Source organism: Acinetobacter sp. AHP123, assembly GCF_023757925.1.
GTDB classification, from domain to species: Bacteria; Pseudomonadota; Gammaproteobacteria; order Pseudomonadales; family Moraxellaceae; genus Acinetobacter; species Acinetobacter oleivorans.
Window position 1 is genome coordinate 3,833,663 of sequence record NZ_CP092454.1, and the last position, 25,676, is coordinate 3,859,338.

Below are 25,676 nucleotides of genomic sequence, written 5' to 3' on the forward strand. Positions count from 1 at the left end.
CATGACTCAAGAGAATCATGTGGTTTTTAATGAGCAGTTAATTTAATGAGATGACTGAGCTGCTTTAGGTTTAAAGACCACTAAACAGACAACAATAAAAGCTAATAAAACAAAAGACGCACTAAATCTACTTAACTCTAATCCACCATGTGCGATAGGTTTATCAAGAAAATCTCCCAATACTGCACCTAAAGGTCTGGTCAGAACAAAGGCCAACCAAAATAATAAGGTTCTTGAAATTTTGGTATAAAAATAGCAGATTGCTAACACCAATAATAAAGTACCAAAAATTAAAGCGGCGCTGGTATACCCTAAGCCTTGAGTATCAGCAGTCCAGTCTCCTAAAGCTGTCCCTAATGTTTGAGAAAACATGATGGTTAACCAATAGAAAGCTTCACTTTTTGCAGATTGAACACTTTTTACTGAAATGGTGCCGCAACTTAAATACCAAACAAACAGAGATACGCCTAATAAAATAAGTAATATTAAGCTCCCTCCTGCGTAACCCACACCTAAAGTTCGATCAACGAAATCGGCAATTGTCGTACCTAACGTGGTAGTGGCAATAATGGTCGCCCAGTAAAAAAAAGAATTATAGTTTTTAGCTTTAATTTGTAGCCCGACAAATACGGCAAAGATCACAGCAAAAATTGCTGTACTAATGATATATCCCAAATTTAGGGACATAGATAATGCATCTCCAGCAGTTTCACCTAGCGTTGTAGCTGCAATTTTAATGATCCAGAATAATAAGGTGACTTCTGGAACCTTACTCAAGGTTTTAGATAAATTCTCATGACTCATCATTGTATGTTCTCCAAACATACGTATTTATTAGCTCTTATCTAAATATTTATGCCTTAAGATAAAGTTAAGGTTAAAAATAAATTACAAATACTTTTTTCAAAGCAAATTACACGATGCATATAACCAAAAAACTCAAATGAAAAAGATAACAATATACAAATAAATAAAATATAATAACCAATAATTAATCATGCCAGTGAATGAGTTCATTTGGCTAAAATGCTTAAGTTTAAACCGTAGTGAGATGAAATCTTCTCTAACAATCTAAAGATTGATATGCAACATTAGTCCATTACTATCAAAATTATATGGAAATCCCTATAGGAACAAAATTGGGTATTAATAATAAATTGATTTGTGCAGTTGTATTTGCTCTTCTTACAGGATGTCAGCAGCAAGAAGCGAACGAAAATACCAGTGCGGTAAAACTCCCTGTTTATCAATCTAATGGTATTTCTGCTTCAGCGCGCTTAAAAGGAATATTAGAGCAAAAACAAGAGTGTCTCTATGTAAACGATATTCTGATTATCTTTCCTGAACATTCGGCCAAGTGGGATGCTGAAAAAGAAGCTTTAAGCTATAAAGACAAGCATATCCGCTTAGGTAGCGAATTAGATATTGCTGGAGGGAGTGGCGATTTTGAGCGAGACAATCTACGCATTAAACATTTAAGCCCAATGTGTGATCATCAGAAGATTTGGTTTGCTGGATAATCTAGAGAGAAGAGTTTGAATTCGATTTTCGCTCCTCTCAATCTCTAGGCCTTAAACAGAACGATTTAATTCACTACCAGATTTATAAATTTTTCTCACAGGTAACCAGAAATAAATATAAATTAAGAGAATGACCCAACCCAACAATACATCTCCAATCAAGTGTGGAGTTTCATGTGTCATTACCAAACCCATAACGAACATTGCACCAAAGTGAGCAATATTTGCAAACATGGTAAATTCAAAAAATAGATAGTTTTTTAGAGGTTCATTCGCTGCTTTTAAAAGAAACCAGCCCCATACAATATAGATGGCAGAGATCATCAACTCGTAATGCTCACCTCCTCCATGCAACTCTCCCCAGCGAACTAATCGAACTAGAAATTTACCCCATTCAAACTGAAGTAAAATTGCAGGAATATTTAAAAAGATAAGAAGCGCTGCTCCGACAAAAAATAGCAGAAAGCTAATTCCCGTAAATTTTGCGGCGAGGCTAAATCTCGATATTTTTATATGTTCAGTTGTTGGCATCCTTATATCCTCATTGATATAAACGTTCATTTATAATTTTAAGAAGCACGTAATCGACGAGTTTTGAAAATACCCAATCCTTTATCTTTAATATCCAGAATAAAAGATTTGAGACCATTTTCATTTGGAATTGGCAAGCGCCCTCGTCCCAATCGATGCATTTGACGTGTATACCAAGTGATTTCCAACGTACCCAAGTTATCAATAAACTTAAAGCCCGTAGTTAAAGGTTTAACTTGGTTTATCGTTTCAAGCCCACTTAATAAACGTTTTGATGCCAACGGTTCAATTGCAAAAATTCGTCCAAGACCCACAAAATCTAGATCGTTATTTGATAAAGCACTTTCGATCCCTTGCAGACTTCTAAAGCCACCAGTCACCATAAGAGGTACTTTACTAAGTCCACGAACTTTTTTAGCAAAGTCTAAAAAGTAAGCTTCACGAGAGATGGTTGATTCTTTAGGTTTCCCCAACTGCATAATCGGTTTTTCATAGGTTCCGCCAGAAATCTCGATTAAGTCGATTCCCACCTTATCGAGGGCTTGAATGGTTGCTAGCGATTCTTCTTCGGTAAAACCACCTCTTTGAAAATCGGCTGAGTTCAATTTAATGCTTACAGGATAGTCAGCCCCGACTCGATTGCGAATTTCCTTATAGACCTCAAGGACAAATCTACGTCGATTTTCGATATTCCCACCCCACTGATCGGTACGGCGGTTATGATGCGGAGAAAGGAATTGGCTAATTAAATAGCCATGTGCACCATGTAACTGCACACCGCTAAAACCTGCTTTCTTGGCAATCTCAGCAGTGTTTGCATAGCGTTGAATCAGGTCTTCAATTTCGTGCTGAGTCAGCTCTCGCGGTGTAGCAAAAACCGCTGCCATTTTCGGGCTAAAAGGCACAGCTGACGGTGAAATGGTTTCTTTATTTAAGCCTCGAATTGCTTGTTTACCTGGGTGGTTTATTTGCATCCAGACTTCACTACCACCAGATTTAGCAACATCTGCCCATTCTTTGATTAAATCAAAATCTTTTTCGTCTTCAATAATGACATTGCCTGGTTCACCAATTGCTCTAGAGTCAATCATTACGTTACCCGTGATCAAAACCCCAGCTCCAGATTGCGACCACGTTTGGTAGAGCTGAATCAGTTCTTTACTCGCTCGTCCATCTGTATGCGCCAGCCCTTCACTTAAAGCTGATTTAATAAGCCGGTTCTTTAGCGTAGTTTTTTTCTTTAGTACAAATGGCGACGCTAGCTTTAAATCGTTTTTCATTTTAGACCTCCAGCTTTATTGTTTTTACGCAGTAAGTTTTTGAATATAATTACGAATAGGCATTGCGATTAAATCAGGATGGCTCGCAATTCCCCAATGACCCGCATGAATATCAGTACGCGTAAAAGATGAATTTACCCATCTGTCTTGTTTATCTACGATGTGTTGAGGCACAAAGCGATCTTTGGTCATCGATAAAACATGTACAGGTACTGAGGTATAACGCTTTTTAGAGTTAATTAATGGCTTAAACAAATTCAACCGATAGAAACCTAATCCACGTACGGCATTTTTGAGTTGATGAGGATGTGGATTAACTTTCTTACCTTCGAGTTGAGAAACCACTTTTGGCCATATTTTAGATAGGCCCAGATACCAACTTAACTCTGGAATAATTGGGATATTAAAAAACAGCATATAACTCGAAGAAATCATCTGCTTAATAGCCGCAAACTTTCGTGCAAGTTCTTTGCTATTCAGATTTTCTTTAAACCACATACCTGCATGATCAATACTCGGTGCTAAAGCCGTATAACTTTTGATATATGGTTTTAACTTATCGTCCAAAATCGCTTCCCAACCTTGGAGGGCACCAAGATCATGGCCAATCAAATGCACGGGCTGCTGAGGACTCGTTTGCTCAATAACCGTTTTTAAATCTGAAATGAGATAGTCCATGTGATAACCCGCGTCAGACAACGGAGTTCCTGATAAACCTGTACCTCTTACATCGTAAGTCACAATATGAAAATCTGATTTCAGTAATGAAGCCAGTTCATCCCAGATTTGTGCTTCGTCAGGATAACCATGAATAAACACCAGTGTTTCACGATTGTCTACCGCTGTACCCCACTCATATATAGATAGCGTGACATCAGCAGACTGAATATATCTTTGTTGTTTTTCGATATTCGTATTCATATTAGCTCACCAATCCTTTTTGTATTTCTTCATACAGTTTGACCGCTGGTGAACGGTTTATATAATCCAGTGCAAGCTCAGTTGAACCTTCATAGTAAGGATGATACGAAGGTTTAAAGAAGTTTTTAGCCGTAGTCATAAACCAGACAGGACTTGGTACTAATTCTTGAGAACTTGCTTTAAACCATTGTTGCCAAAAACCAAAGCGAGCTAAGGTTTGTTGAGATTGAGGTAAACTACGATCTACTGCTGCAAGCTCTTGCGTGCCTTTAACCATTAAATAAGTGAAAATTGGTGCCACCATACTCATGATTGCAGCACGTAATGCATAGTTCCCACCTAAGTGCTCAAATAAATCAAAAGCAACCGTTCGATGCTCAACTTCTTCGGCACAGTGCCAAGTAAATAGATCACTTACTGCTGGGTCACAGCCTTTTTCTTCCCAATGTGCTTTCGTCAAAGCGTATTGCCCTAATGCACACGTATAATGTTCAGCAGCAGCAACAATGCCTACACGAAACAATAACCAAGACTTTTGCATACGCTTTGGTAGAGCTTTTCCAAACGGCTTATCTGCAAGCATGTAATCAAAGAGTTCAATTACGCGCTCATACTGTTCTTCAATATCAACGCCATAACGCTGTATATATTTTTCGATAGATTCTTTGTGCGCTTGAGCATGAATCGCCTCTTGGCGGATAAAAGTTTCTACATCTTTTTTTAATTTTTCATCGGTTACAAAAGGCAATGCCTTATTAAAAATACGGCAGAAAAAGTACTCTCCTCGCACAAGTGTAAAACTGAAATGGTTTACAGCATGACTTCCTATTGGAGATTGTGGCATCCAGTGGAGTGGTGATTCATTCCAATCAAAAGCAACACGACGTGGAAATAAAGGCCATAAAGTTTTAGAAGCCATATCTTTGAATGTGTTTGGGTACATGTTCTTTTTCTCGTCCTCAAGATATCTACACACTAAGTTCTAAAACAGAACTTGTTAATATCTTTAAAGGACAATTCCGATGTCAGAACGGTCAAGAACTCATAATTAACGTTTTAAAATAAGGGTTAACGCAAACATTTTCAGATTGAAAAAAGTTAAAAAAGCCCCCATCTGTGAGCTTTTTAAAATAGTTGAGGACCTGCTATTCACAGCTTAAAAGTTAGCTTGGATTAATCTCGGTAGTTAATCTTTGCAAATCATGACCCGAAGGTGCTTGGTAAACACGTAAACCAAATTCGGGAAGAATCGCAATTAAGTGGTCAAAAATATCTGACTGAATTGCTTCATAAGAAACCCATGCAATCGTATTGGTAAATGCATAAATTTCTAAAGGCAAACCTTGGCTAGTCGGCTGTAATTGGCGAACCATAATGGTTTGATTTTGGGCAATACCCTTGTGCTGGCGCAAATAAAATTCAACATAGGCTCTAAATGTCCCAATATTGGTTAAACGGCGCTTGTTATAACGAGATTGATTGCTTAAATGCTTATTGAACTCTTCAATTTCAGAGTTCTTTGCATCGAGATATTGGTCTAATAATAAAAACTCTTTGAGCTTTTGTTGCTCTTCATCACTCATAAAATGAACACTGCTTTGATCGAGAAAGAGTGAACGCTTCATTCGACGGCAACCCGAATTGCTCATGCCTCGCCAGTTTTTAAACGTATCGGTAACGAGTTTATTGGTTGGAATGGTGGTATAGGTTTTATCAAAATTTTGCACAGTCACCGTATGCAGCGAAATATCAATTACATCACCATCTGCATTAAGCGACGGCATCTCAATCCAGTCTCCAATCCGCACCATGTCGTAAGAGGCAATTTGTACACTCGCCACTAAAGACAAAATAGTGTTTTGGAAAACCAGCATTAATACCGCTGCCATCGCACCGAAACCTGCCAGTAAAGTGAACACATCCTTTTTAAGGAATGTTCCCAAAATCATCAGGCCACACACGACAAATAAGATTAACTTAACCAGTTGTAAGTAACCTTTAATCGGCTTGTTTTTAGACTTCGGATTACGCTGATAAATAAGATTAAAGATATTTAACAACTCGCTGACCGTAAGTGCGAGTGTAAGAAAGATAAATGCTTGCGCGCCCATTTCTACAAACGAAATGAACTTTGGAGTTAGATGAGGAACCGTTGCAATACCGTTCATAATCACAACAGCAGGAACAATATTTGCAAATTTCTTTATGACGCTATGCTGGGCAAAAATAGATTGATTGGGTGATTTTAGCTTGGTCACCAAGTGACGGACGCCCCGAACAATAATGCGTTTAGCAATAAAATTTGCTATTGCTGCAAATAAAATCAAAATGGTGAGTGAAACAAACATTTCTAGCCAAGGATAATGGCTTAACTGAACCCGAATATCGCGGAAAAAACTTAAAAAATCCAAACCTATACACCTTAAAACTTTCTTTTCTAGAATTTTAAGGGCTAAAGCATGTGTTAATAAGACTTGTTTACATATGTAGGCATAAATACAACAACTAAGTTATATACCCTGCTATTTATCTTATTATTTTTGACGCTTAACGATAAGGTTTTATCCGCTTATGTTTTGGATCACGTACATCAACTAGATTGAACAAATCTGTTCATTTAGAATAATCCGTTAAACGAATAATTCTGGTTTTAGTGAGTGAAGTTTTCTGATTTTTTGACTTTTATTGGAGTAGTTTGGTTCAGCTTATTCTTTGTCTATATTGCTTGGACCTTTTTTCTTAAAAGTCTGGTTCATAGGTTTTTAATTTATAAACGAGGAATGATTACTTCTGCCAAGGTCGTATATTTTCAGGACTCATTAGCTAAGGTGCAATATCGCCCGTTATGTTATATAAAATTGAAATTTCAAACTGAGCAAGGCCAAATCATTACTGAAAACCTTAAGGTGCTTATTGCTAAAAAAAATCACGATCAATATAAGGTCGGTAGCATCATCAAAATTAAATATGACCCTAAAAATTTAAAGAATATTTCGATATTGGGAGAAGTCATGGTTTAAGTGATTAGAGATTATTTAAAAAGTACGATAAGCCCTGAGGTGCCCGTCCGTTTAAGCGACTACTCGTTGTCACTCGAACCAGATTACTCCAAGTAATATTGCAACAATGCTTGATCAATTTTTTGATTAAAGACACATCTTCATGGCATGAAATAGGTTCAAAGCCACCTACCAAAAGATAAACCTCTGCACTAAAACTTAAATTCGCCCCGTGAATATGCGCGTGATCCATCTGATCTTTATAATGCGCTAAATATTTTTGCTGTTTCGTTATAGAGAGATGACTAAAATCGTCTAGCGTTACAGTGCCGCAAATTGCATCTGTGGGTTGGTGCTGGATTTGATAGCGCAGCCAATCAGGACTAACGACTGTGTCTGCATCCGTACATGCAATCCATGTCACGCCACGCCCAATTAAATGGCGAATTCCTAAATCTCGTGCTTGCCCAACACACGCGTAATTACATTCAATCCAATTGATCTGATGGCTTTGTACAATCAACCGCGACTGATCTGTACAGTTATCCAGTACTACAATCACTTCTACGTCATAACCGTGAATGTTCTCTATAGCGACCTGAATAGATTGCAAACAGGCAGATAGATAGTGCTCTTCATTATGCGCTGGAATGACGATACCTATTTTCATCTTAGTTTTTCCTGCTGTGCTAAAGAGGAAGTGTTCGCCGTCCATAGATCAATCATAAAATCTGGATCATTTAAGCTGAGATAGTGATGAAATGGAAAATGTTGCTGAAAGCCTTGATGGACTTGTTCTGCATTTAATTCAAAATCTTGAATTTCATGACGCCAATGACAACACAGAATCTCACCGTCATCATTTAAACTATGTTTTAACTTTTCAATAAACTGCTGCAACTCATCAGCAGATAAGTAATAGGCCATCTCACTAATTAAAATGAGATCGAATTTTTGAATTGAGTAGTCTTCAGGTATTTTTCTATTTTCAACGACCACATGCTCAAATTCTTTTAAGCGCTCGGATGCCAAACGAACAGCACATTCAGAGACATCTATACACAGCAATTGCTCGGCTCTTTGCGCCAAATGAAAACTTAAATGTCCATTTGAACAGCCCACTTCTAACACTTTTGAATAACGAGGTTTTGTCAGTAGCGCGAGACAAATTTGTCTTTTACGAGCTTCATACCAATGAAAGTCATAGCCCCACGGATCACTGTTATGACGATATAAATCTTCAAAGTACATGCGAGAATGAATCACTCAAATAAACCTCATAAGGCATTAAAAGACGTTTAATTGCACTTGAAGAAAGAACCGCAGCATTACCCGTGGTTTCATCTGCTTCAAGTTGGGTTTTAAACTGCAAAATTGCTTGATGTTTTTTAGTTAGCTGTTCTTCGGTTAAGTGATAGGCTTTTGCTCGGTACCAATCAATTCGTGAGTCTAACGGTTTTGCCCAATGCCAAGCCCAAATTAATACGTGTAAACATAGAAGTTGCTTAGCGGTTGCGTAAGCTTGTACGGTTTTACCTACGGCTTCGTGGTCTGGGTGACCATCAAAGGCATAGCTACAAATTAGAATGTCATCGGCTTGAATGATCTGCTCTAAACTCTGCCACAGTTGATCTGTTTGCAAATGAATCTGACCATCTAACAAATTAAGTTCTATATGCTCGGTTGACTCGGCTACTCCTAAACAATTTAATGCCGCCAAGCTTTCTTGTGGGCGAAGAATGTTGAGCTGATCTGGAGGATATTTTGTAGAGTTAGGATGGCTTTGTGTGCCGTTACTTACCGCTAAAATGAGGATCTTACAATTCAGCGCAATAAGTTGCTGCATTAAGCCACCACAACCAAGCACTTCATCATCAGGATGTGGAGCAACAATCACCATCCTTTTAGAGCGAAATAACTCAAGATCTAAAGCTGCTAAAGGTTGTTGTTGAAATGCATTTAACCATTGCTCTTTGGACGTACCCTCACCAAAAATAATGCGGTCTTCGACCAAAGGATGTTTTAAAGTTCCCATAGACTTTGGTCCGATAAACAGAGTTCTGTAATTTGCTGGTAGTCAAAAGCAGCATGACTTTGTCTGATAAACACCGGCAAATCAGCCATGAGCTGTGCAAAAGTAGCATCTTCACAAAAAGGACGAGCGCCTAATGCTTTGCCTACTCGCTCAACTACACTCAGACAGCATTGTTCTGTTTGGGCACGTAATATTCGTATTTCCCGCTCATGATTGAGCATGGGTTTGCTGTCAATCAGTTCAGCAACATATTGAAAATATTGCTTAGTGATTTCTAATTGATGAGCGACCTCTCCCAAGTACAGTTTTTTAAAAGGATTCGGACTAACCTGACAACTTTCTTGTAAAAAACCAGCTAAGCCAACGGCGGCACCATACCAACAAGCCGCCACACCGGCTGCACCATGCCAAAAGCCTGGACGTTTTAAATAACTATTTGGGTGACCGATCAATTTAACAGGTGTATTTTCAAAACTTACTCTTGCAGTCTGTGTCGCATTCATCCCGACTGCATGCCAGTGGCTTGAGTCCGTGCTAATAGAGGAATGACTTAAGTCAACAATACAAAGCTGCGCCTGCCCTTGTTGATTTTTATAACTCATCAAAACTTTTTGAATAAACTCTGCACCAGAGCACCAAGGCTTTATGCCATTACACAGGTTATCTTTCACTTGCAACGGAGCTGGTCCACCGTCTGCTGCCCAAACAGCCCAAAGCTGGTCATCTATTTCTGGGTGATAACCCAATTCACTTAAAATGCTTAAAGCATCGCAGTGTGACTCAAAAAGCTTCGCCAAACTCAAATCGACTCCAGCAATCTGAGCAAAAAGTTGCCAGCGTTGATAGGTCTGGCCTGAAGCGGGATGAGGCAAATTTTTCGCTAAATTTACCAATTGAGAGAGCAAATCTATACGAAGCTTGCTTTTATCTTCAGCTAAGGCAGATTCAAATTCACTCAAGACACTTAATATCGTCACATTTATAGGTATTTTAATATTCATTGCAAATAATTATTTATAAGACTTGGTTTAACCTTATCTAAATACTTCTGTTTAAATAAACATGTAAATTGTAATAAAAAGATAAATATTATTAGTTTTATATCTAATTATTTCATTGTTACTCGAATATATTTATTAAGTGAACTTATAAACCCATCCTGTAAGGTTTATTAAAAACCCCTGATTTATCCAATTATTTAAAGTAATTTAAGTCTTACCGTTTTTCTATTTCTAAAGAAGAGGTCTAAAATGAGTACTTTAAATATTAATGATATTAAAAAACACGCAGACGTTATTGCTTCTTGTGGTACTAAAGTAGGTACAGTCGACCATCTAGAGGGTGAAAACCAATTAAAGCTGACTCGAGACGAAAGCGGTCAACATCACCTTATTCCTACAGGATGGATTGGTGAAGTGAAAGAAAACCAAGTCATTCTGAATAAAAATTCAGAAGAAGTTAAAGATCAGTGGCAAGCGATCTAGACTTTAAAGCACGATACGTGACTTAACGTGAAATTTATAATAAAGCGTTTCAGCTTAGAAAAATAAAGAGGCTTAGAAACTTTAAAGCCTAACTCCCCAAACTGAAGGCTCCTTTTCATAAGGAGCCTTTTTTTATTTATGAAATCTCTGTCTTAGACCGTTTTTATCTCTTTAAGCCTTTGGTTGGATGTTTTTGTCCTTTACTCACATGGCGATCGATTTTACTTAATGCTAAAAATTGTGCATTCGCATTAAATGAATAATTATGAATAGGGTGACGTATATGATCACAGGGAATCATCAGCTTAAAGCTCGAAAAGTACATTTTGATTTCGCGGAGTCGTCTGTGTGTTGGATGCCGAATGATCCGCTATGCTCACATGTAGCCAATGGCATTAATATGCTCTTGCCGGCTGGTGAGTTTTGGTTTTGCCGCGTGTTTAATAAAACCCTTCCCTTGATTACCGACGAAACATTAAAACAAGAAGTGATTGGCTTTGTTCGTCAAGAAGCAGCTCATGCACGTGCCCATGAAAAGGCTCAGGACTTCTTACGTGAAAATGGCTACGACATTCAAGAAACACTTAACCGCGCCCATTTTGTGTTTAACATTTTATTGGGTGACAAACCTTTAGGTATACCCTTTTTAAAAGGCGAAAAGCTCGATGAATATTGGTTACTTTTCCGAGTAGGTGTGATTGCTGCAATTGAGCACTTTACTGGAACTATTGGTCAGTGGACACTTGATAGTAAGTCTTGGGACAAAGCCGACCCTGCCATGGCCGATTTGTTCCGTTGGCATTTGGCTGAAGAAGTTGAGCATCGTTGTGTTGCCTATGACTTATTTGAGCACCTCTTAACAAACAAGTTTGGTTTTTATGTGTCGCGCCAAGTGATTATGGCGGCTGTTTTCCCGCTGTTTATTTATTTCCTTGCTGACTTTGCGCGTAGTTTAGGCCAACAAGATTTAGAGCACGAAGACATTCAAAAATTGATGCGTCGTGGCTACTTCAAAATTATTCGTGAATTTGAAAAAACTGCGACTCGCTCAGACAACTTACCGACCATTAAATATTTATGGAAAGCGACATTAAGATGGGTTTCTCCAAAATTTAACCCACTTCATGAAGGTGACACCGAGCAAGCTTTAGCTTATATGGCTCGTTCACCTGCCGTTCAATATTTTGAAGGAATGGCACAAGCTACAAAACCAGCAACATTAAGCTAAGCAGCTATTTTATTTAAAATGAAAGCCTCCTTATTTGGAGGCTTTTTCTTTACTGAGTTTTGTCGCTTAAGCAAAATTTAAAAAGAAATAATCCAACAACCGATCTCTTTCATCTACCGCATTTTTATCTAAAAGCTGGACCATTGCGCCATCAATCATAAATAAAAACATGTAAGCATCTTGGATGGAGACCGTAGCTTTTAAGGTTAAGAGCAACTTATAGATTTCGTTAACAAACCAGTGTCTATAGTCAACCACAACTTTATAGGCAACTGGGTAGAGCTTTTCTATTTCAAAAATTGCTTTAAAGGGTAAATGATAAAAGCCATTTAAATCGGCATGTAAAAGATAAATCTGCCTAAGTTTATCGAGCACCATTTGTTCACGGTAAGAATTAACAATGGAAAACACTTTTACTTTGAGCGCGTCTTTTTGAAAAGTAAGACACATTTCGATGAGTCGGGCTTTTGAGTGAAAGTCGTTGTAAAAAGTAGCCTTGGCAACTTTGGCTTCCGCAATAATTTGGTCGACCCCGACCTTATGAAACCCATATTGATTAAATAAGTCTTTTGCGATGTGAAGCACTCTTAGTGCTCTAAATGAAGATTCTAAATTTGGCATAGGAATACCGTTTAAATAATTTTTTGTTGTATCTAAAAGAGATAGAAATGCCGTCACTCTTAAAATGAGTGCTAAAAACAGGCATGCAAAAGCAGCACAAAAATGTGCCTAAGCTATCTCAGGTTTTATTGTTGCTATGATTTTTTAGTCGTAACGAGCTAAGGTTGTAGAAAACCTAGAGTCGGTTAAACCGTTTTAAAGACCAGTTGGGCGGTATGGCTAGAGAGAGTTTGGCAAAGACCAATAAATGAGAAGAAATAGTACGCATGAGCGAACTCCTATATGCATAAAATTTCTGCCAATCACTGCTAAATGATTATGGTGGCAGAACGAAAGGGGGTTAGCAGACTGGGCATATAGAACCAGCACGCACAAGGCGTCCCCCTTCCGTCCTACCGCTACGAAGGGGGGACGAACGAGTTCGCCACCAAAAAATTGCTTTTTTGATGCGCTATACGCTCTCGGTCTGCTAAAACCGGCTGGCAATGTAGGCCAGCAGGCAAAGCATAATCGGAGGGGTTTTAGGTGTCAATGTGATATTGGCTAGAAAATAATTGAATAAATATTATTTTTCATTTGAGTAAAATATTTAATTCTTTTATTAGAAATTCATTATTTAGTAAAAATAATAATAGAACGAGAAAGGGTTGACAGACTAACACACAAGAATCAGCACGCATTGAGCGTCCCTCTCTCATCCTGAAACGAAGAATAATAAGAGAGATTTTAAGTGTCAATGTGATATTAGGTGAATTCTTAAAGTTTATTATCTGGTTTAATTGGCAAATTATATAGGGTGAAACACCGATAAAATGAATAATTAAATCCATTTTATCGGCTTGCTAGAAGAGATTTTTAAAACCTTATTTTATTTTTTAATATAGTTTGGAAATTCTTTTAAAACCGTATTACATAATTGGCCTTTCATATCTCCTCTCTTACGTGCTTCAAATTGGTCCATACCTAATCTCATAACTTCTCTACCATATTTTTCACCTAGTTCATGTTTAGTACATTTGTCAGATTCATGAACTAATTCTTGTGAAGTATAGTGATAATTACAATCAAGTTGAGCACGGCTTAAAAAACCATGTAATTGTACTGTTCTCTCGCAAGTTGTTCGCTGTATATAAGTTTTCGGCTCTTGCTCAGCATAAACTGATGTTCCTACCAATAAAGTGAAAACTGTTACTAAAATATTACGCATTATTTCCCCGACAAAGTTATTAAAAGTATTAGTGATAATGTTGCGGGCGTATTAAATAATAATTACTTATAAGTGTCTATTAATAATAAGAAAATTAGATAAATCCTCTTCTCTTTTGAGTACTTAATCACCTTAAAAAAATTGTGTGATTAAGTTTTCTCAAATAAATGATATTAATTTTTTCTTTAATCTTCTTTAATATAATCCAAGTTATTCAAGTAAAGAGTTTTAGTGATATTTCATAGATTTCTTATCGACTAAAACCCTTACTCATTACACCACTTTAAAACCCTAACTTCTTAAAGACAAAATAACCCACATGGCTTTCAAAGCTACCGTCATTTTGAATTTTGAAATACTTCTTAACGAGGTCAGATGAACCTTCCTGCAAATAGCGTAATGTTTTAATTTGATCTTCAGGGGTTTTCATACGCTTTACCCAACTATCAAAGTCTAATGAAAGCGTTTGTTTGTCTACCCCCCCTAAGTCAAAGCCAGCATCTTCAATAAAATAAACCCACTCTTTCACACTATAGTTTCTTACGTGACTTGGGTCTCGAATAGTTTCGATCGTCTGTAAAAACGTATCTAATATAGGCGAACTAGAACTAATAATATCTACAAAAATAACAATACCATCTGGCTTAAGAACACGGTTTACTTCTTTCATGGCTGTCGGAACATGCTGCCAGTGATGAGCTGAATATCGGCTAATCACAACATCAAACTGCTGATCACTAAAAGGCATATCTTCAGCAATGCCCTGCTGCACAAAGATGTTTTTTAATTTGCGCTGGCTAGCAGCTTTAGAGACTGTGTCTAACATTTCATGAGATAAATCGTAGGCAAAGACTAGGTCAGCATGCGGAGCAACATTATAAGAAACATGACCACCACCACAGCCTAAATCTAGGACAACAGCCTTTTCATATTTCTGAATTTCATGAATAAATTTATTAAATTCAATTCCTTCAGAATGAGCTTGGCTATTCAAATAGTCTAAAGATTTATTTTGATATTGTTTTTGGTTTATATCGTGCTGGGTGATCATAACCTTGCTTCCTACTTTGCAATGAAATCACCATAAAGCAAAAGTTAGATAAAAAATAATGATTAGTTTTTCTTCAATTGATAAATAAAAGTTATTATTTAATTTGTTTTAATACACTACGGCAATTAATAAAAATAGATTTAAGAACTTAGAAGGGATCCGCAAAGAGCACTGTTTAGTCACCCTTACTGAAACAGTGCTCTTTGCTCCATCACAACCCTTATCCAGAGAGTTCGATGCATAGAACTAGTGTATGTACCTTTAACTCAAAATGTTTCCTGTATTTTTTAATATTTTTAAATGTTCGCAGCATAAAAATGAAGTATATTTAATTTTATCAGAAGATTCTTCTTTGGTTTATATTTTGAACAGAACAGAATACACACTAGATCGCATAGATCGGAAAATTTTATCTGCATTACGTGGCAATGGCCGTTTAACTGTTGCTCAATTAGCAGAAGAAGTCGGTCTTTCATCTTCACCATGCTGGACACGACTGAAACGTCTGGAAACTTTAAAAATTATTGAAGGCTATACGGTAAACGTAAACCCAAAAGCGATCGGTATTCATGAAGTATTCTTTATAGAAATTACTTTAGAACGCCATGACGATGAAATGCTGGAAAATTTCAGCGAAGCATTAGCTGACATACCAGAAGTTGTAGAAGCGCATCTGGTTACAGGTGATTATGATTATTTGGTGAAAGTAGCCGTAAAAGATGCTGACCATTACGAACGTTTTTTACGAAAAAAACTCTATTCAATTAAGGGAATTCGACACACCCGTTCGACCTTTGCCCTACGCCCTCTTAAATCTGCCAATACCGCCGATTTAATGTTAATTGAATAAAAGGTGTAAGACGTATAGCGTATCGACTTAAACTTTTGATTCGAAACTTCTTATTCAGTTAAGCGGCTTAAACCATAACAGATTTAAGCTCTGTTATATTTTTTTTAAAAAATTCTGTATCTATGATTACAGCCTCCTCATCTCCATAATAAAATTAATCTGAATTGGAGGCATCGCCATGAACATTTTGAAGAAAAAAAATAAGGCCAGTTTTGTATTCTTTATTATTACTCTCTACTCTTTTATTGGGTTTGGCTTAGGTTTCATTATTTGGGAATACTTCTTAAAGGCCTAGTTTGCTAAAAAGCGTTAACGAGCCTCAGAAATAATTTCTGAAGTAATTTCTTTGCTACGATGATATGCGGCCCTCATGGCTAAACGTATATCATCAGACACATTGCCTAATTCAAACATTCGTAAAGCAGATTCGGTAATCCCATTTGCTAAAGTGACCTTTCCACATAACTCCGCTGGTGGAACATTACTTTTACGAATCATTTCGACTGCGCCAGTAGCCGCTTGAAGCGCAAGATCTAAGGCAAATTGTTTATCTAGCCCTAATGAAACACCTGTCTTAATCATGCTATCTAAAATATAGAAAAAGTAAGCTGGCCCTGAACCTGATAATGCAATAATGGCATCACTTTGTGTTTCAGACGGCGCCCAAAAAGTCTGGCCCGTTGCAGAATACAAGGTTTCAATTAAGTCTTTATCAAGCTGGTCCATTTGCTCTGAAGCAATCAGCACGTGAGTACCAACATGGGTCAGTACAGGCGGATTTGAAATCACACGAACGATTTTCTTTGAACCTGTAAAACTGGATAGGTGCGCAATATCAATCCCTGCCATCATAGAAACAATAATCTTATTTGCTAACCATTTTTTAAACGGCGCAAGTATCTCTTTTAATTGTTTTGGATCGAGTAACAACACAACAATATCAGCTTTTTTTAAACCATTTTCTTTTTGCTTCAAAGCATGTGTATCATTAATTTTTTTCTCTTCAATTAAGTGTATTTTTTCTTTGTTAAACCCTTTTAAAACCATTCCTCCGATTAAAGCCAAAGCTAAATTACTACTGCCAATAAAGCAAATATTAGGTTGTACTTCACTTAACATTTAAAATGTTTTCCTTTCTAAGCGAGGCTATAACAATAAATATTATCTATAGTTTAATTATGAAGGTTGAATTAAAGATGACCGTCTGAATAAAGAGCCCACTTTAATAAAATATTTTATTAAAGTGGGCTTTGTTTTATTTGCGCAATAAATAAAACAACTTTAGCTTACGCCTAATGTATAACTATATTTAGCAAATTCCACTCACAAATTGTAATGGTCTGTAACTAATACTAAAATATTGTAAATTCTATTTAAAGCTATAAAATAAAACCATTGATTTTCAAAAATTAAAGTTTACTCATTAAATCTATTTCAATTAAATTAATAAGAAAATCTTTAAAATAATAGACAGTAGTAAAATTATTTTAATTTATTAGCTAAATATTTTCATTTTTCTTCTTTAAAATACTCTCGGCTTTTCTCATTGCTTGACTTAAATCAACCTCTTCACACACCCAAAAGCTAAAAATTTGTCCAAACAAGTGGAAGTGTTGCCTAATATATTTAGAACTATTGTCTGAATAATGCTCTTCAACCTTAAAGAAATCATTATTATTTTCTATTTTCTGACCGTCAAAAATACCGCCAATACAAATATCCATTTTAATACCATACACCTAATTCGTTATATTTTAACATAAAAACTTAGAAGCACTTTGATGAGAGTATTTTTATACTTCTTTTTTTAAATATAAGTTGAATTAAAACTTATAAAAAACCCACAAGACTAAAGTGGGCTTTTTTAAACTCTAATAAAATACTTTAGACTTAAATATATTTTATTTAAATAATATATTCAAATCAATTAAACGCTTTATTTATGAGTTTTGAAGAATCACAATATTTGAAGCTTGAGGGCCTTTTTTACCTTGTACTACGGTAAACTCAACACGTTGACCTTCTAATAGAACTTTAAAACCTTGTGTTTGAATATCAGTAAAATGAGCAAAAATATCTTTACCTTCATCAGTCACAATAAAACCAAAACCTTTAGTTTCATTGAACCATTTTACTGTACCAGTACTAGTAGACATATGTTATATCCTAAATCTTAAAATATTATAACTTATTATTGGGAAACCAATTTAACTAAAAAATAGATGTCAAAAATTAAATATCTGAAGAAACCCAAGGATTATAAATATAAAACTGCGCAAATAGAAATTTATTATGACAAGAATATTTTGTTAGTTATGCTCGATAATACACGCTTCATAAGCATTTGCAATCGATATTCAAAATAATTAAAGCAAGAAAAACTCTACCCACTCCCCGATTCACCTTTCACATTGATTTAATTAAGATTCCTTTCAATTAAAAGTCAAATTTTGTTTCATTTTAATCGGAAGAAGTCCCATATCAGTGCTATTTCCCTATAAAACCATCAATAAAATTTCTTTTCACCAGCAGGACGCGTCTTAAAGCGTCGATGGAACCACATGTATTGTGTAGGGGCAATACGAATTTGATTCTCAATAATCTTATTGACTCTTTCAGCATCACTCACTTCACATCCACTCGGAAAATTTTCTAATTTAGGTTCCACGAGAACATGATATTGAGGGTTTCTGATATCGCCACTTCTATAAAAGTATAAAGGTACTGCTGCTGCTTTTGAGATATCCATCAGTCTACGGTGAGCGGTCACGGTGGCAGCCTGTATTCCGAAAAATGAGGCCATTACACCTTGTTTTAAGCCAAAGTCCTGATCTGGGCTATACCATATGGCATGACCATGTTTAAGGTTTTGGATAAGTCCACGCATGTTGTCTCGAGCAATCTGATTTTTATAGACTCTTGCGCGGCTACGATGAATCAGAAAATCTAAAAAGGGATTATTTTGAGGTCTGTAAACCACGTCCATATTAAAAAATAAGGTACAAGCTGCTCCACCAGCGTCTAAAAGCGTACTATGAGTGCCTAATAGTAGTACACCATTTTCCTGATTATTGGTTAAATTCTCTAATCCATCTATGTGAACACGGCTTTTAAACCAGTTTGGGCTGTACCAAGCATTTAAGGCTTCAAATACACCCGTGAGAGTATCTACAAAAACCTGTTTGGCTTTGACCTCAATTTGCATAGGTGTTTTTTCAGGAAAGCAGGCTTCTAAATTACGTAATGTTGTTTTTCTTCTTGAACCTAAAGATTTCCATGCTATTTTTGATAAAAGATCGGCAAGACGCCATTGAATTGCCCAAGGTAACATCGCAAAACACATCAGAATAAATGCTAAAAACCATATACCCCAATATTTAAACGATAAAAAGGAAAATCGAAATTCGCCAGATTTAAACTGCCGTTCTTTTTTCGTCATGCTGTATATTTCTTGAGGTATAGGTTTAGCATACTAACACCCCCTACTGTTGGGGTTGTATGTTTATGTTGCTTTGAGTAATAAGCTTTTTATTACCCTACCTATTTATCAAAATGCATATTTTAAACATTTAATCTATTCAAGGCTTAAATATACATAACTGTCTGTATACATAACTTATTTTCTCATTTAAAGTAATCGCATAATCTAGTCTCATTGATAAATAGGATATATCAGCGTGAGCGGTCTTTTAGTCTTTATAACAATTGCATTTCTTACTCTCTTAAGCCCCGGACCTGGCGTTTTATTTACTGTCACAAATTCAATCAATTATGGTGTTAAAACTGCTCTATTCGGTATTAGCGGCTTAATCATTGGTATGTTTGTAATTGCTGTAATTTCCGCTAGTGGTGTAGGTCTTATTATTACCAGCAACCCTACTATTTTTACGGTTTTAAAATTTATTGGTGCATTTTATTTAATGTATCTTGGATATAAAAACTTCAGCAAAAAATCGCCATCGCAAGATTTAATCACTGATCAGCAAAGCGATAAAAATGTAAGTAAATCGAGACTCTTTTATCAAGGTCTACTTGCATCTTTGCTTAACCCCAAAACAATCGTATTTTTTATTGCTCTATTCCCTCAATTTATTGATATAAAGAAAGAAATTTTAACTCAGTTTTTAGTTCTATCTTTAACCTTTTGTTTTATTGGCTTTTTAATTCATTTGGTCTATGCAAATTTCTCTTCAATTTTTAAAGAAAAGATGTTGGCGGGAAATAATTTTTCTATACTCAATAAAATTAGCGGTGCTATTTTCTTTCTTCTTGCCGTTTTACTCATTGCACAATAAATCATTACTCGACATATGATTATTTGAAAAGCCTCAACTCATGGTTAGGCTTTTCAAGTCTTTTGTCTATCAACATATTTTTATCTAACTACAATTTTTACAACACTACCCTGTTTAAGATCCATCCATAAAAGAAGTCTTCGTAATTTGGGTTCTTCTCTGTAATTTCGATATAGTGCTGCCCTTGCATAATATTTAAAACGCGTAGTAATACCGTTTCTCCATCTTTATTACGCCTGTTCAAATACGTACTCAGTGCTTGAAAAGTCAAAGGCCCATATTGACCATCTAAAGTAAGATTGGGCCAGCCCTCCTCACCCTGCTTATTTAGCAGATTTAGAGCACGTTGTAATAAAGGTTTAGCAAAGTTGACTCCACAATTTATAGCCGTATCAAGTAACTCTTCTGCAATAGCAGGGCTAATTTGATTGATCTGGTCAAATTGGGGTTCAAACCAATATTGTTTTTTATAAATAGATTTGGCTACGCTTAATGGTAAATCTCGCATATCACCTTGATATCCGTTTGATCGAGCGACTGCCTCTGTAATGCCAAATTTGGTAGCATGGCCATGGTCTGATGGATGATTAATATATCCACCTTCTCTGTCTATGATTGCTTCTAAATACTGGTCAATATTCATTTTATTTTACCTATATCATTGAAACTGTTTTTAGCTATTTTGCAGATCATCTTTCGCTTTTTTTAAGTCTTTGATGACTTCCACAATCGTTTTACCTTCTTGTTTATTGATGAAGTTAAATATCCATCTCACAATCGCCCAGCCCGGCAAACCGCAAATAAAGAAGAATCCACATAGTGTGATCATTCCCCAAATATCCGAGACCCATTCATGTAAATTCCATTTCATGATGATAAATGAGCCTCCAGTTAAGCTTGAAACGACTGTGCATATCAGCCCAACAATCCATTCTTGTGGTGAGCGAGGGAAACGCATCATCAACACGACTGCCACAACTAAGCTGACTGCTAAAGCCACCATAATTGCAATGCTATAAAAATCTAAAAATGTTGCTAAACCACCTGTTGGAACTGTTTTCATCATCTTGTCCTGCTTTAAAGGGTAAAACTTGAAAACTCACCACGCTTACTCGCTTGTTGTTTTTCAGGTTCTATAAATACCCTTAGTTTTCTTTATTACAGTCAATAAAAAACACTAACGCTTTTTTAACCGCGCTAAATCGCAAGACGAACTGATCCTTGACCCCATATTTCAGGGGTCCAAGAAAGAATGTTTGTATGCTAAAGCCTGTTAGTGTGCACTGTTTAAGGCTTGTTCAATCAACTCAATCACGGTGATTGCACCTATCGCTTTTTGCATTGAGACTTGATCATCGAATTCGAATGCATCATCTTCAAGCTCACTAGCAATTAGCTTTGCCTCTTCAAGCGCCCTTTTTATTTTTTGTACCTTGTATTTGTTTACGTCTTTTGCAATTGTCGGAACATATCCTCCACGTTTTGCATTTTTAAGTTGTTTAGCTCTGTTCTGCATTGCTGTAGTCATTCACTATCTCCAACTCACACGTTTAATAAGGCATCTTTATCGTTTGTTATTCTTGAAGTTTTGATCCATTCTTTGAGCAATATAGCGAAGCTATGACTACAAATGTGTGTTCAAAACGTTTCATCTGGTACAACAAACCTAAAGAACTAAACGGTATGCATTTAAAGCATTCATTTAAAAGTAGATATTCCTTTTTCTAAAATTGTAAAAAAGTATGAAAGCGCTTACTTTTACGCTTTTTTCGAACTTTAATTTTTTGACCAAAAAGTTCAAATAAGACTTTGCCGTATATCGGAAACTTTTGTTACGACTCACAATCTTTGCTAAATTCTTCATGTTCTTGATACCCTTTATCGACGAACATTAAGCCTGATCCACGGAATCGGGCTTTTTTTTATTCCATTTTTTGTTTTGATAGCCTATCTGTAAATAATAATTGAGCTATCTCCCTTCTATTTTGCCTCCTCTAGAAACAAAATAAATTTAGCTTTCATCTCAACATGTTGATAATTCAATAAATAGTGGTTCAAATACGATTTAAACTTAATCTATTCATCTGAAGATATAACTGATATTATAACTATAGTTATTATTAGTCAATAACTATAGTTGTTTTACTCGATATAACTTTAGTTATATATTTGTTATAAGTTTGCTGGTGTAACCGTTATGGCTCTTAAAGACCGTTTAAAAGATTCTAGAATTAAAGCCAAAAAAACTCAGGCTGAAGTCGCTGAGGCTGTAAAAATGTCTCAGCCGGCCTATCAGGCTTTAGAGTCTGGGAAAAATTTAAAATCTGCGTTTCTTCCACTTATTGCCCAGTTTTTAGGTGTAGATGGTTATTGGTTAACGACTGGAAATACAGAAGATGCTTTTAGAGAAAGTGATGTATTTACCCCTACAGTTGTGAGTGCAGAATCCACCGATCAATATGCTTGGATTGAAGTGGTAGAAGCTAGTTTTTCGTGTGGTACTGGTGAGTCTATTGAGTTCCACTTCGATGCAATTAATGGAAAAATCCCTTTCCCTGCTTCATTTTTTAAAGAAAAACGGGTTGCTCAAGAGTGCATGCGTATTATCAAAGCTAAAGGCGATAGCATGACAGACTACATTAAAGATGGAGATCTGGTCGGTATTGATATCTCTCAAACTGAAGTAATTGATGGCGAGATTTATGCGGTTTACTTTGCAGGGGAAGGAATGATTAAGCAAATTTTTAAAGAAGCGGATGGCTCTTTAATTTTGCATAGTTTGAATGAAAAATTTAGAGACCGCCGTGTAACCGAAGAAAATGGAAAGAACTTTAAGGTCATGGGCCGTCAATTTTGGCGAGCGGGTTAAGGTCGTTATAAATATAATTAAAATAATAATTCTATCAATTTAATACGTTTTTGCTTTTTATAATTTTAATTATTTTATATCCATATAGATATAAAAAAACCTATCTCTTTTAAAGGAGATAGGTTTTTTAGCTTTAGCGCCAAGCATTTTATCAACAATACGTTGTTAAACGATAAAGCTGATTAAATCCAGCATAAAAGCTTTTACCATCTTGGTTTAATTCGATTTCTTCACCAGATTGAAGTTGAATTTTCTTACCAACTTCGACCCAACGATAACCATCTTGAGAGTTTTGCTTACGCACATGAGGAACGATCCTCACATTGATCTCATTGCCATTTACGGATGTGGCAATATGCCACTCATTTACTATATTCACAATCATTCACTCATCACTGAGCTCATGTGATTTAACGGTATTTAATTAGAACGCTAGATTTAAGGTATGGACAGTCAGTCTAGAATTTAATATTTAGCTTTATATAGGGTTATTTATAAGCTAATTGCTTTTCATAATTTTCGTATTATGAAAAGTGGTACATCACAGAGCATAATATTTTGGTTGCGGGGGCCGGATTTGAACCAACGACCTTCGGGTTATGAGCCCGACGAGCTACCAGACTGCTCCACCCCGCAATTGGAAGTAAGCTTTATACGCTCATATATTTCATAAAGCAAACTTTATTTTTTAATCGGTTGTAATTATTGAGAATTATCTTTTTATTAATTTTTCATTTTAACCGTTTGGTCTAAATAACCCTATCAATTTCCAATTTTTAATTCTTTAAATTGTTGTATTTATTTTAAATAGAACCCGATATTCATAGACAGCAATTGCCTTGGTTGGATGGCTTTTATACTATCTAGGTTGGTCCTTTAATGTTTAGTTCGTATGTCTGAACCTCAGTTTTCCCTTAGTGAATATCTTGGCACAGTTCAGGAAGTCATACGTTTGGCTTTTGATGAGCCAGTCTGGGTAAAAGCAGAGATTCGAAATTTAAATATTAAAGGCGGCCATTACTATTTAGAGCTTGCAGAAAAAGATGCAGAGACTGATAAAGTCATTGCCAGTTGTAAAGCTACAATCTGGAAATTTTCAGCCAGTAAAATTGTTTTAAAGTTTGAACGCGAAACTGGCATTGAGATTTCAAGCGATTTAAATGTGCTTATCAAAATTAGAGCGCGTTTTGATCCTCAATATGGATTTTCGGTCAATATTGAAGAGATTGATTCAAGCTTTACCTTAGGTGAAATTGCTAAACGTTATCAGCAAATTATTGAACGCCTCACGCAAGAAGGGTTAATTCACAAGAACAAACTCCTGCCTACTCCTTTTGACATTCAAAATGTTTTAGTCATTGCTCCTCAAAATGCTGCGGGCCTAGGTGACTTTAAAAAAGATGCTGATGCTCTAGAGAGAAATGGTGTTTGCCATTTTGTGTATCACACCGCTACTTTTCAAGGGAACAGCGCTGCAACTAGCTTGATTGAATCTTTAGGTTCGGGTTTAAGACAATGGGCCAGCACATTTAAATTTCCACCTGACCTTATTGTAATTATTCGCGGTGGCGGATCTGTGAATGATTTAGCTTATTTAAATGATTACGAACTTGCAGCCCTGCTCTGCAAACGCACTGTACCAATTTGGGTTGGTATTGGTCATGAAAAAGACCGTACTATTCTTGATGAAATTGCCCATCGTTCATTCGACACGCCAAGTAAAGTGATTGCTGGCATCCGTAACCATATTGTTGAACGCGTACAAGAAGCCGTCGATAGCCTGCAAACCATTAAGCTTCTTTCGCAACATCAAATCACGACGTATCAAAGCAAGAATGATCAGCTACTTCATCAGATTAAATCTTCGGCCCAAGGTCAACTTAGCTCGGCACATCGTCTGCTTGACCAAATGAAAGAACGTATTCAGTTTAGTTCTCAGCAACAGATTAAATTTTCATTAACTCAAATCGAATCATTAATGAAAGAAGTCCTTTTACAAAATCCAAAACAAGTTCAAGCCAAAGGCTATGCAATTGTCAGATCCGAAGGAAAAGCGATTCGGTCTATACATCAAATTTCAAACCCCTCCATTGCGATTGAAATGCAAGATGGTGTGATTGAAGCCAACATTACACAGGTAATTCCAAATGAACAATGAAGAGTTAACGTTTAAAGACGGCCATGACATTCTGAAAAAAAATGCCGAACTACTTGAGTCTCAAGAAAGCCCAGATATTGATAATTTAATGAAGATTGTTGAAGAGTCGATTACTGCTTATAAAGCGTGTAAATCACGTATAGAAGCTGTTCAACAAGCTTTAGATGAAACATTTAAAGAATAATTTGCAATAAAAAAAGCCCATTCCTACTTCTCATTGAAGGAATGGGCTTAGTGAAAACCACTTAGTCCTGAAATGCAAAAATGTGGATTAGGTCACATTTTTGCAAAAGCATAGTCCCATAAGTATTGGGCATCTTCAATATTTTAATTGTGTCTATTACGTAGTTTGGCTTTATTTTCAGCACTTCTTAGCTAAAAGCTATTCCTCGCTGAATGCTCCAATCAATTGATAAATCTTGCCGTCTTTAGGGTTTTCATAAAGCAAATCCATGTTTGGCAAAATAATATCGTCATCAATTTCAATATGTTCAACGCTTTTGTGAAGTTCAAGGGCGTGGTCATTCATAGGTCGAACTTTTGCCAAAGCAATCGTTTCTTGGTTAAACTGATCCTTAATAATTACTTTTAATCTTTTCATAAAAATCTCCTGAAAATTAAATTTTT

32 protein-coding genes and 1 tRNA gene are annotated in these 25,676 nt (G+C 36.1%); 10 read left to right on the forward strand and 23 right to left on the reverse strand.

Annotated features, from left to right (window positions below; translation table 11 throughout):
- Positions 1-42: 42 nt before the first annotated feature.
- Positions 43-807, reverse strand: a complete 765-nt coding sequence (locus tag MJX77_RS18195) for a COG4705 family protein (protein WP_151987424.1) — start codon at positions 805-807, stop codon at positions 43-45.
- Between the two features lie 308 nt (positions 808-1,115).
- On the opposite strand from MJX77_RS18195, the gene MJX77_RS18200 reads away from it, so the two are divergent.
- Entirely contained in the window at positions 1,116-1,520 is a 405-nt protein-coding gene (locus MJX77_RS18200) for a hypothetical protein (RefSeq protein WP_252060069.1), read from the forward strand.
- A gap of 51 nt (positions 1,521-1,571) precedes the next feature.
- Here the strand turns inward: MJX77_RS18200 and MJX77_RS18205 are convergent, their stop codons facing one another.
- The 5 genes from MJX77_RS18205 to MJX77_RS18225 form a co-directional block, all read right to left on the reverse strand.
- The gene (locus MJX77_RS18205; RefSeq protein WP_252060073.1) at positions 1,572-2,051 is read right to left on the reverse strand and encodes a DUF6632 domain-containing protein; all 480 of its coding nucleotides are present in this window, start codon (positions 2,049-2,051) and stop codon (positions 1,572-1,574) included.
- Between the two features lie 38 nt (positions 2,052-2,089).
- Positions 2,090-3,331 carry an NADH:flavin oxidoreductase/NADH oxidase family protein gene (locus tag MJX77_RS18210; protein WP_252060075.1) on the reverse strand — a complete coding sequence of 414 codons (1,242 nt, stop codon included), beginning with the start codon at positions 3,329-3,331 and terminating at the stop codon, positions 2,090-2,092.
- Between the two features lie 24 nt (positions 3,332-3,355).
- On the reverse strand, positions 3,356-4,252 hold the full coding sequence (locus MJX77_RS18215; protein ID WP_252060076.1) for an alpha/beta fold hydrolase: 897 nt from the start codon (positions 4,250-4,252) through the stop codon (positions 3,356-3,358).
- Between the two features lies 1 nt (position 4,253).
- Positions 4,254-5,195, reverse strand: coding sequence for a metal-dependent hydrolase (locus MJX77_RS18220; RefSeq protein ID WP_252060078.1), 942 nt, complete (start codon positions 5,193-5,195; stop codon positions 4,254-4,256).
- 220 nt (positions 5,196-5,415) lie between these two features.
- Positions 5,416-6,663, reverse strand: a complete 1,248-nt coding sequence (locus tag MJX77_RS18225; RefSeq protein ID WP_252060081.1) for a mechanosensitive ion channel family protein — start codon at positions 6,661-6,663, stop codon at positions 5,416-5,418.
- A gap of 246 nt (positions 6,664-6,909) precedes the next feature.
- On the opposite strand from MJX77_RS18225, the gene MJX77_RS18230 reads away from it, so the two are divergent.
- Positions 6,910-7,272, forward strand: coding sequence for a DUF3592 domain-containing protein (locus MJX77_RS18230; protein ID WP_252060083.1), 363 nt, complete (start codon positions 6,910-6,912; stop codon positions 7,270-7,272).
- Between the two features lie 4 nt (positions 7,273-7,276).
- Here MJX77_RS18230 and MJX77_RS18235 read toward each other — a convergent pair whose 3' ends face one another.
- Genes MJX77_RS18235 through MJX77_RS18250 form a run of 4 tightly spaced genes read right to left on the reverse strand, consistent with a single transcriptional unit; the run spans position 7,277 to position 10,287 of the window.
- Positions 7,277-7,921, reverse strand: a complete 645-nt coding sequence (locus MJX77_RS18235; protein ID WP_216070564.1) for a glycosyltransferase family 2 protein — start codon at positions 7,919-7,921, stop codon at positions 7,277-7,279.
- On the reverse strand, positions 7,918-8,517 hold the full coding sequence (locus MJX77_RS18240; RefSeq protein ID WP_252060084.1) for a class I SAM-dependent methyltransferase: 600 nt from the start codon (positions 8,515-8,517) through the stop codon (positions 7,918-7,920). The genes MJX77_RS18235 and MJX77_RS18240 overlap by 4 nt, the downstream gene beginning before the upstream one ends.
- The gene (locus MJX77_RS18245; protein WP_252060085.1) at positions 8,492-9,286 is read right to left on the reverse strand and encodes a PIG-L deacetylase family protein; all 795 of its coding nucleotides are present in this window, start codon (positions 9,284-9,286) and stop codon (positions 8,492-8,494) included. The genes MJX77_RS18240 and MJX77_RS18245 overlap by 26 nt, the downstream gene beginning before the upstream one ends.
- Complete coding sequence (locus tag MJX77_RS18250; RefSeq protein WP_252060086.1) at positions 9,274-10,287, reverse strand: acyl-CoA dehydrogenase; 1,014 nt, start codon at positions 10,285-10,287, stop codon at positions 9,274-9,276. Before MJX77_RS18250 ends, MJX77_RS18245 begins: the two co-directional genes overlap by 13 nt.
- A gap of 249 nt (positions 10,288-10,536) precedes the next feature.
- Here MJX77_RS18250 and MJX77_RS18255 point away from each other — a divergent pair, with 249 nt between their 5' ends.
- Both MJX77_RS18255 and MJX77_RS18265 read left to right on the forward strand, forming a co-directional pair.
- Positions 10,537-10,770 carry a DUF2171 domain-containing protein gene (locus tag MJX77_RS18255; protein ID WP_005303705.1) on the forward strand — a complete coding sequence of 78 codons (234 nt, stop codon included), beginning with the start codon at positions 10,537-10,539 and terminating at the stop codon, positions 10,768-10,770.
- Positions 10,771-11,053: 283 nt separating this feature from the next.
- Positions 11,054-11,998, forward strand: a complete 945-nt coding sequence (locus MJX77_RS18265) for a metal-dependent hydrolase (RefSeq protein WP_252060089.1) — start codon at positions 11,054-11,056, stop codon at positions 11,996-11,998.
- Positions 11,999-12,064: 66 nt separating this feature from the next.
- Here the strand turns inward: MJX77_RS18265 and MJX77_RS18270 are convergent, their stop codons facing one another.
- The 3 genes from MJX77_RS18270 to MJX77_RS18280 all read right to left on the reverse strand — a co-directional run bounded on the left by MJX77_RS18270 (position 12,065) and on the right by MJX77_RS18280 (position 14,877).
- Complete coding sequence (locus MJX77_RS18270) at positions 12,065-12,619, reverse strand: TetR/AcrR family transcriptional regulator (RefSeq protein WP_252060091.1); 555 nt, start codon at positions 12,617-12,619, stop codon at positions 12,065-12,067.
- Positions 12,620-13,487: 868 nt separating this feature from the next.
- A complete protein-coding gene (locus MJX77_RS18275) occupies positions 13,488-13,826 on the reverse strand; it encodes a hypothetical protein (RefSeq protein WP_252060092.1) in 339 nt (112 codons plus the stop codon).
- Between the two features lie 283 nt (positions 13,827-14,109).
- On the reverse strand, positions 14,110-14,877 hold the full coding sequence (locus MJX77_RS18280; protein WP_252060093.1) for a class I SAM-dependent methyltransferase: 768 nt from the start codon (positions 14,875-14,877) through the stop codon (positions 14,110-14,112).
- Between the two features lie 364 nt (positions 14,878-15,241).
- Here MJX77_RS18280 and MJX77_RS18285 point away from each other — a divergent pair, with 364 nt between their 5' ends.
- Positions 15,242-15,727 (forward strand): Lrp/AsnC family transcriptional regulator, encoded by a 486-nt coding sequence (locus MJX77_RS18285; protein ID WP_031945309.1) that lies wholly within the window; start codon positions 15,242-15,244, stop codon positions 15,725-15,727.
- A 178-nt stretch (positions 15,728-15,905) separates the two neighbouring features.
- Positions 15,906-16,022, forward strand: a complete 117-nt coding sequence (locus tag MJX77_RS18290) for a hypothetical protein (protein WP_004793556.1) — start codon at positions 15,906-15,908, stop codon at positions 16,020-16,022.
- A 14-nt stretch (positions 16,023-16,036) separates the two neighbouring features.
- Here MJX77_RS18290 and MJX77_RS18295 read toward each other — a convergent pair whose 3' ends face one another.
- From MJX77_RS18295 to MJX77_RS18310, 4 genes are all read right to left on the reverse strand, one after another.
- A complete protein-coding gene (locus MJX77_RS18295) occupies positions 16,037-16,846 on the reverse strand; it encodes a pyrroline-5-carboxylate reductase family protein (RefSeq protein ID WP_151987405.1) in 810 nt (269 codons plus the stop codon).
- A gap of 380 nt (positions 16,847-17,226) precedes the next feature.
- Positions 17,227-17,451 (reverse strand): hypothetical protein, encoded by a 225-nt coding sequence (locus tag MJX77_RS18300; protein WP_252060094.1) that lies wholly within the window; start codon positions 17,449-17,451, stop codon positions 17,227-17,229.
- Between the two features lie 216 nt (positions 17,452-17,667).
- Entirely contained in the window at positions 17,668-17,883 is a 216-nt protein-coding gene (locus tag MJX77_RS18305) for a cold-shock protein (RefSeq protein WP_005303678.1), read from the reverse strand.
- 350 nt (positions 17,884-18,233) lie between these two features.
- Complete coding sequence (locus tag MJX77_RS18310; protein WP_013198449.1) at positions 18,234-19,166, reverse strand: LpxL/LpxP family acyltransferase; 933 nt, start codon at positions 19,164-19,166, stop codon at positions 18,234-18,236.
- Positions 19,167-19,404: 238 nt separating this feature from the next.
- Here MJX77_RS18310 and MJX77_RS18315 point away from each other — a divergent pair, with 238 nt between their 5' ends.
- Positions 19,405-20,022 carry a LysE family translocator gene (locus MJX77_RS18315; protein WP_151963590.1) on the forward strand — a complete coding sequence of 206 codons (618 nt, stop codon included), beginning with the start codon at positions 19,405-19,407 and terminating at the stop codon, positions 20,020-20,022.
- Positions 20,023-20,119: 97 nt separating this feature from the next.
- Here the strand turns inward: MJX77_RS18315 and MJX77_RS18320 are convergent, their stop codons facing one another.
- From MJX77_RS18320 to MJX77_RS18330, 3 genes are all read right to left on the reverse strand, one after another.
- Positions 20,120-20,665: a glycoside hydrolase family 108 protein gene (locus MJX77_RS18320; RefSeq protein ID WP_252060096.1), complete on the reverse strand. Its 546-nt coding sequence runs from the start codon at positions 20,663-20,665 to the stop codon at positions 20,120-20,122.
- A gap of 30 nt (positions 20,666-20,695) precedes the next feature.
- The gene (locus MJX77_RS18325) at positions 20,696-21,085 is read right to left on the reverse strand and encodes a hypothetical protein (RefSeq protein WP_005303665.1); all 390 of its coding nucleotides are present in this window, start codon (positions 21,083-21,085) and stop codon (positions 20,696-20,698) included.
- A 210-nt stretch (positions 21,086-21,295) separates the two neighbouring features.
- On the reverse strand, positions 21,296-21,550 hold the full coding sequence (locus MJX77_RS18330; RefSeq protein ID WP_005303662.1) for a hypothetical protein: 255 nt from the start codon (positions 21,548-21,550) through the stop codon (positions 21,296-21,298).
- A gap of 669 nt (positions 21,551-22,219) precedes the next feature.
- Here MJX77_RS18330 and MJX77_RS18335 point away from each other — a divergent pair.
- Positions 22,220-22,891 carry an XRE family transcriptional regulator gene (locus MJX77_RS18335; RefSeq protein ID WP_199944755.1) on the forward strand — a complete coding sequence of 224 codons (672 nt, stop codon included), beginning with the start codon at positions 22,220-22,222 and terminating at the stop codon, positions 22,889-22,891.
- 151 nt (positions 22,892-23,042) lie between these two features.
- Here the strand turns inward: MJX77_RS18335 and MJX77_RS18340 are convergent, their stop codons facing one another.
- Together MJX77_RS18340 and MJX77_RS18345 are read right to left on the reverse strand one after the other, a co-directional pair.
- Positions 23,043-23,276, reverse strand: a complete 234-nt coding sequence (locus MJX77_RS18340; RefSeq protein ID WP_005303658.1) for a hypothetical protein — start codon at positions 23,274-23,276, stop codon at positions 23,043-23,045.
- Between the two features lie 174 nt (positions 23,277-23,450).
- Positions 23,451-23,527, reverse strand: a tRNA-Met gene (locus MJX77_RS18345).
- A gap of 256 nt (positions 23,528-23,783) precedes the next feature.
- Here MJX77_RS18345 and xseA point away from each other — a divergent pair.
- Together xseA and xseB are read left to right on the forward strand one after the other, a co-directional pair.
- Positions 23,784-25,049: an exodeoxyribonuclease VII large subunit gene (xseA, locus tag MJX77_RS18350; RefSeq protein WP_252060097.1), complete on the forward strand. Its 1,266-nt coding sequence runs from the start codon at positions 23,784-23,786 to the stop codon at positions 25,047-25,049.
- A complete protein-coding gene (gene xseB, locus MJX77_RS18355; RefSeq protein ID WP_004793582.1) occupies positions 25,039-25,233 on the forward strand; it encodes an exodeoxyribonuclease VII small subunit in 195 nt (64 codons plus the stop codon). The genes xseA and xseB overlap by 11 nt, the downstream gene beginning before the upstream one ends.
- Before the next feature lie 198 nt (positions 25,234-25,431).
- Here the strand turns inward: xseB and MJX77_RS18360 are convergent, their stop codons facing one another.
- Entirely contained in the window at positions 25,432-25,650 is a 219-nt protein-coding gene (locus tag MJX77_RS18360; protein WP_004793583.1) for a hypothetical protein, read from the reverse strand.
- Between the last annotated feature and the right edge of the window lie 26 nt (positions 25,651-25,676).